The organism is Pseudomonas protegens, assembly GCF_003732485.1.
Lineage (GTDB): Bacteria > Pseudomonadota > Gammaproteobacteria > Pseudomonadales > Pseudomonadaceae > Aquipseudomonas > Aquipseudomonas protegens_B.
The window spans coordinates 111,865-117,645 of record NZ_MOAK01000034.1 but is presented as its reverse complement, the minus strand read 5'-3'; the positions used below and the strand labels follow the sequence as shown (position 1 = coordinate 117,645).

6 protein-coding genes are annotated in these 5,781 nt (G+C 63.3%); 1 reads left to right on the top strand and 5 read right to left on the bottom strand.

Going from position 1 to position 5,781, the window contains the following annotated elements; all coding sequences use genetic code 11:
• The 3 genes from BLX41_RS34570 to BLX41_RS06105 all read right to left on the bottom strand — a co-directional run.
• Window positions 1-977, bottom strand: a 977-nt coding sequence (locus tag BLX41_RS34570) for an aldehyde dehydrogenase family protein (protein WP_259744470.1), incomplete at its 3' end; no start/stop codon positions are given.
• Window positions 978-1,027: 50 nt separating this feature from the next.
• Window positions 1,028-1,372 (bottom strand): cupin domain-containing protein, encoded by a 345-nt coding sequence (locus tag BLX41_RS06110; protein WP_123724171.1) that lies wholly within the window; start codon window positions 1,370-1,372, stop codon window positions 1,028-1,030.
• Window positions 1,369-2,700, bottom strand: a complete 1,332-nt coding sequence (locus BLX41_RS06105) for a nucleotide disphospho-sugar-binding domain-containing protein (RefSeq protein WP_123724170.1) — start codon at window positions 2,698-2,700, stop codon at window positions 1,369-1,371. The genes BLX41_RS06110 and BLX41_RS06105 overlap by 4 nt, the downstream gene beginning before the upstream one ends.
• 497 nt (window positions 2,701-3,197) lie before the next feature.
• Between BLX41_RS06105 and BLX41_RS06100 the strand changes: the two genes are divergently transcribed.
• A complete protein-coding gene (locus BLX41_RS06100; protein WP_123724169.1) occupies window positions 3,198-3,851 on the top strand; it encodes an amidase in 654 nt (217 codons plus the stop codon).
• A gap of 40 nt (window positions 3,852-3,891) precedes the next feature.
• Here the strand turns inward: BLX41_RS06100 and BLX41_RS06095 are convergent, their stop codons facing one another.
• Together BLX41_RS06095 and fdhF are read right to left on the bottom strand one after the other, a co-directional pair.
• Window positions 3,892-4,113: a formate dehydrogenase subunit delta gene (locus BLX41_RS06095; RefSeq protein ID WP_123724168.1), complete on the bottom strand. Its 222-nt coding sequence runs from the start codon at window positions 4,111-4,113 to the stop codon at window positions 3,892-3,894.
• Window positions 4,110-5,781 (bottom strand): formate dehydrogenase subunit alpha (fdhF, locus tag BLX41_RS06090; protein ID WP_123724167.1); only part of this gene is annotated, 1,672 nt, incomplete at its 5' end. The genes BLX41_RS06095 and fdhF, both read right to left, overlap by 4 nt.

Sequence of the window (5,781 nt, the reverse complement as noted above, 5' to 3'; positions counted from 1 at the left end):
CCGATCTCGGAGCGCTCCAGGCCGTGGCCAATCCGCAGTTGGCGGGTCCGCTCGACGAAGCGGGTGACAAATGCCTCATAGATGTCATCGACCACGTACAGGCGTTCGGCCGAGGTGCAGATCTGTCCGCTCAGATGAAAGGCGGCGGTCACTGCGCCCGCTACCGCGACGTCCAAAGGTGCGTGTTTGGAGATGATCATCGGATCGCTGCCACCGGCCTCGATCACGCAAGGCTTCATCAGATCGGCACAAGTCACGGCCACGGCGTGGGCAGCGGCGATACCTCCGGTAAAGGCCACCGCATGGGTGCCGGATGATTGCACCAGCAATTGGGCCGTGAGGGCATCGCCTGGTACGCAACACACCAAGCCTGGCAACAGGCGGGTGAAGTGGCTGAGAAATTTCAGGGTGCAGAGCGTGGCGCTTTCCGCCGGTTTGATGATGCAGGCGTTGCCCGCAGCCAGGGAGGCCGCGACGGTCCAGCACATCAGCAGAATGGGGTAGTTGAAGGGCATGATATGCACGCTGACCCCATAGGGCTCATAGCGCACATGCTGGAATGAGCCGGTTTGCGTGGTGCCTGCCACTTTGCCGGCATCGTCCCGTGCCATCTCCGCGTAGTAGCGGAAAACCGATGCACAGTTGGCCAGCTCGCCCATGGCTTCCGGAAAGGGCTTGCCGGTCTCCAGGGTCATCAGCTGCGCCACTTCACGGTTGAGTCCAGCCGCTTTCTCTATGCTCTCGGCCAGTTCGTGCAGACGTGCGGCCCGGCTTCGGGCATCCACTCTGGCCCATTGCTGTTGCGCGGTATTGGCGGCATTCACGGCTGCTTGCACATCAGCCTTTTCGCCGAGGCCCATGCGCCCGACGCGTTCCAGGGTCGCCGGGTCGAAGACTTCGCGAAGCCGGCCGCTGGCGGGTGTCAGGTAGTGGGGATTGATAAAGTACAAAGCGCTTTCACAGGTAAAACTGGTCATTGTTCTGTCCTTGAAACCCTGGGTGAATGAAGGTCCCTCAGTAACGGCTTTCAGCGAATCATGTAGACCTTCTTGATCGTCTGGTGGACGGTGCAGGTGCCTTTCCAGTCCTGGCGAAAGAACGCGCTGCTGCCCGGTCGGATTTCGATCACTTCCCCTGACTCATGGACATAGGTGCAGCGCCCTTCAAGAAAGTGACAGAACTCATCCCGGGTCACGTGGCACCTCCACTTGCCGGGAGTGCAGCGCCACAGGCCGCATTCCGACTGGCCTTGTGCACCCTTGTGCAGAAGCACGCCGGCAACCCGTGACTGGCCTTCCAGCATCTCTGGTATCTCGCCCCAATCCTGCAGGTCGGTGATCTGCAGCGGATCCTGTAGCAGCGGTGTGTTCATCGGTCGCGCTCCTTGTGTTGCACTCCCTTTCGAAGGTTGGGCCGGGCCTCGCACTTGAGGAGGTCATCGAGCAGGCGTGCGGCTTCTTCGGTGCCCTGGCGCGATTGCATCTGGGCGCTGGTGCGTTGCAGGCGTTGGCGCAGCACGCTGTCGTTGAGGCAGGCGCTCAGGGCTTCGGCCAGTTGCGCCTCGGTCCATTGGTAACGGTCGAGCCTGAAGCCGTGGCCGGTTTCCTGGGCCCGCATGGCGTTGTCATGGCCGTCCCAGACGTAGGGCATGACGATGGCCGGCTTACCGAAGTACAGGCACTCGGTGAAGCTGTTGTTGCCACCGTGGTGGATGACCACGTCCATCTGGGCGATCACCGAGGGCTGCGGCAGCCAGTCGGCAACCTGCACGTTGTCCGGCAATACCGGGTACTGGTCCAAGTGCTCGCCGACATTGACCAGGGCTCGATAGGGCAGTTTGCCGAGGGCGTCTATCAGGCGCTTGAGCAAGGGGATGTCACTGCTGCCCAGGCTGCCGAAGCTCACGTACAGCAATGGCTGGTGGCGTTGTACCGGGAACTCGGGGATTTCATAGGGGCTGTCCTTACGCACGCTGCCTTGCAGGTAGTGGAAGCGTTCGGCAGGCAGGGGGTGGCGTCGCTTGAAGCGGACGGCATCGGGATAGAGCAGCAGGTTCATGAACGGCGAGGGTTCGCAGAAGGTGCCCAGGGGATAGGGTTTCTCGCCCTGGGTCTGGAGGAAAAGGTTGAAGTCCTCGTGGATCGGGCGGATCACTTCCTCGAAGCGCGCTCGGAAACCTTCATGACCGGCTTTGTCCTGAACGCTCATCCCGGACAGGTGCGGCGGGATGTCCGGGTCGCCGATTTCATTCTCCGAGCAGGAAATGATGCGCACCCAGGGCGCGCGGTACTGCTTGATCGCGGGAAACATCACGACGTTGTCGACGCAGACCAGATCGGGTTCGACCCTGTCCAGCACCGCGGGCAGTTCCTTCTGCGCCCATTTCGCCGTATCGACGATCGCTGCCCAACATTCCTTCACATAGGTATCGATCTGCTCCAGGGGCGTTTTACGAAAGTTCGGCAGGTGGCCGTTGATGAAGTCGACCCAGTAACGGGCCATCTCTTCGGCCGGCATCGGCGCGGACATGTTCACCCGATGTTCCTCAAAACCGAACCTGGCATACACGCCTTGCATGCCAGGGTCGGTGAGGAATACGGCCTTGTGCCCGAGTGCCTCACAGGCCTGGGCGATACCCACGGAGTTCAACGCCGGCCCGTAGGCGGCCTCGGGAAAGAAGGCGATCACTTTTTGTGACATGGATAGGTGCTCCCGCCCGGGCATCAGCCGGGCTTGCTAGTCCTTTAGGGATTTCCTATTGCGCACTGCAGCGCTCTCCAGAGCGAAGCGTTCTAGGTGTGTAAACGAAGATCAGTGAGACGCAGGAACGAACACGCCTGGGGTGTTCGGCAAGAGGCGTTTAATAAGGCGGGACGAGTGTCGGCAGCGATCTGTGCAGGCCGCGACGGCAAACCGGGTGCAGAAGGCGTCGAGTGCGCAGGGGAAGGGGAACCGATTGTCGGGGGCACACCGCAGCGCATGGAGGGGGCTGGTTGTGGTGCAAGGGATTGGGCTTGAGCACTGGGTTCACCTGAGTTTTTGGTTGCTGACTCAAAGGCACGGCCTTGGAAGCTAGTGCCGACTCAGGCGACTGTCAAACCGCGGTTGCCTGGTCGATGATTCAGTGCAGACTGCTTCCACTCGGCCGATAGCCTGCTCAGCCGCTCATGCCGCTTCAGACAAAGGAAAGATCATTAATGAAACCCGGAAATATCCCCTTGCTGGCGCTGCTGGCGCTGCTGTCGTTGCTCGGCGCCTGCAGCGTCAAGCCGGTATTGCCTTATTCGGAACCGCCCCTGAGCGTGCCGACGGCGCAGTTGCGGGTGGTCACCAATGGCGAGGTGCGCGGTGATGCCTATGCCGGTTGCCAGGGGGACAGCAAGCGCCTGGCCAAGGCCGGGCGCTTCGGCAGCGATCAGCAGGCGAACATCAATTATCCGCAGTTTCCGCTGCAGCCAAGGCAGATCGACATGCTGCCGCGTTTCGCGCCGAAGCTGCCGTCCTACGTGGGCGCGATCCGTAAGGGCGAGGGGGCTTACACCGAGGTCGTCACCGAGTATCGGGTGCCCGCCGGCAGGCCTTTTCTGCTGGAAGGGGGAGGCGTGGCTGCAGGCAGTTATGGCAGTACCTATCGCACCTGTGCGCCGGTGAAGAAGGTGGTGCTGTTCGAGCCGGGCAAGAGTTACGAAGCCTTTGTCGGCTTGAATTACATCCCGGTGGCCGGAGGCGAGGTGCAAGCGATGTGTGCGTTTGCGGTGTACCAGTTGCTGCCGCTGAGCAAACCGGGGGCAAGCCTGCCGCTGGCGGTCCAGTCCAGGCCTCCAGCGGATCAGCGTTGCCCCGGTCAGTGAATGTCCCCGGCCGGCGTTCAGCCGGCCAGGGAGCCTTTGCCTAGGCCTCCCATCCTGCGTGGCTGACGGCTTTCTGTACCAGAGGGTGCAGGTCCGCTCCTTGCTGCTCGGTCTGCCAGGCCAGCAGTTCCTTGCGCATGGCCGGGGTCCAGTACATTTGCATGTGGTTGCGCACGTTGAGCACCGCCTGGTCCTGATTGGGCTCGTTGACGAAGTAGGCGGCGATCTGGTTGGCCATCTTGATCAGGTTGGCGGTGCTCATCGGCGCACCTCCGCCTTGCCATCCCGGGAGCGGCCGCGCTTGTCCAGCAGGCGATGCTGTTCATCGCTGAAGGCCTGGTAGCGTTTCTGCCATTCGGAAGGGTGATAGACGCGGCTGACTTCCACCGCCGTGACCTTGTACTCCGGACAGTTGGTGGCCCAGTCGGAGTTGTCGGTAGTGATCACGTTGGCCCCCGATTCGGGGAAGTGGAAGGTGGTGTAGACCACCCCCGGCGCCACCCGCTCGGTAACCCGGGCGCGCAGCACGGTCTGCCCGGCGCGGCTGCCGATGCCCACCCAATCGCCTTCGTTGATGCCCCGGCTCTCGGCGTCGGTGGGGTGGATTTCCAGACGGTCCTCGGCGTGCCAGGCGACGTTGTCGGTACGCCGGGTCTGGGCGCCGACGTTGTACTGGCTGAGGATGCGCCCGGTGGTCAGCAGCAGCGGGTAGCGGCCATTGACCTTCTCGTCGGTGGGCACGTAGCCGGTGAGCATGAAGCGCCCCTTGCCGCGCACGAACTCGTCGATGTGCATGGTCGGCGTGCCGTCCGGCGCGGCGTCGTTGCACGGCCATTGCAGGCTGCCGTGACGGTCGAGGCTGGCGTAGCTGACGCCGGTGAAGGTCGGGGTCAGGCGGGCGATTTCATCCATGATTTGCGAAGGATGGCTGTAGTGCATCGGGTAGCCCAGGGCCGCGGCCAGGGCCAGGGTGCCTTCCCAGTCGGCCTTGCCGCCCAGGGGCTGCATGACCTTGCGCACCCGGGAGATGCGCCGTTCGGCGTTGGTGAAGGTGCCGTCCTTTTCCAGGAACGAGCTGCCCGGCAGGAACACGTGGGCGAACTTGGCGGTTTCGTTGAGGAAGATGTCCTGCACCACCACGCATTCCATGGCCGACAGGGCCGCGGTCACGTGCTGGGTATTGGGGTCGCTCTGGGCGATGTCCTCGCCCTGGCAGTACAGGCCCTTGAAGCTGCCGCCCAGGGCCGCTTCGAACATGTTGGGAATGCGCAGGCCGGGGTCGGCCTGCAGGGTGACGTTCCAGGCCTGCTCGAACTGCTGGCGTACCGCCTGGTTGGAGATGTGTCGGTAGCCCGGCAGCTCGTGGGGGAAGGAGCCCATGTCGCAGGAGCCCTGGACGTTGTTCTGCCCCCGCAGCGGGTTAACCCCGACCCCTTCACGGCCGATGTTGCCGGTGGCCATCGCCAGGTTGGCGATGCCCATCACCGAGGTGCTGCCCTGGCTGTGTTCGGTGACGCCCAGGCCGTAGTAGATCGCGGCGTTGCCGCCGGTGGCGTACAAGCGCGCGGCGGCGCGGATATCGGCGGCAGGTACGCCGCAGATGGCGCCAAGGACTTCCGGCGAATTGTCGGCGCGGCTGACGAAGGCGCTCCACAGGGCAAAGGCTTCCGGCTCGCAGCGGGCGTCGACGAACTCCTGATTGACCAGCCCTTCGGTGACGATCACATGGGCCAGGGCATTGAGCATGGCCACGTTGGTGCCTGGCCGCAGAGCCAAGTGCAGCTCGGCGCGGGCGTGCACCGAGTCCACCAGATCGATGCGTCGCGGGTCGATGACGATCAGCTTGGCCCCTTCACGCAGGCGCCGTTTAAGTTGGGAGCCGAACACCGGGTGGGCGTCGCTGGGGTTGGCGCCCATCACCAGGATCACG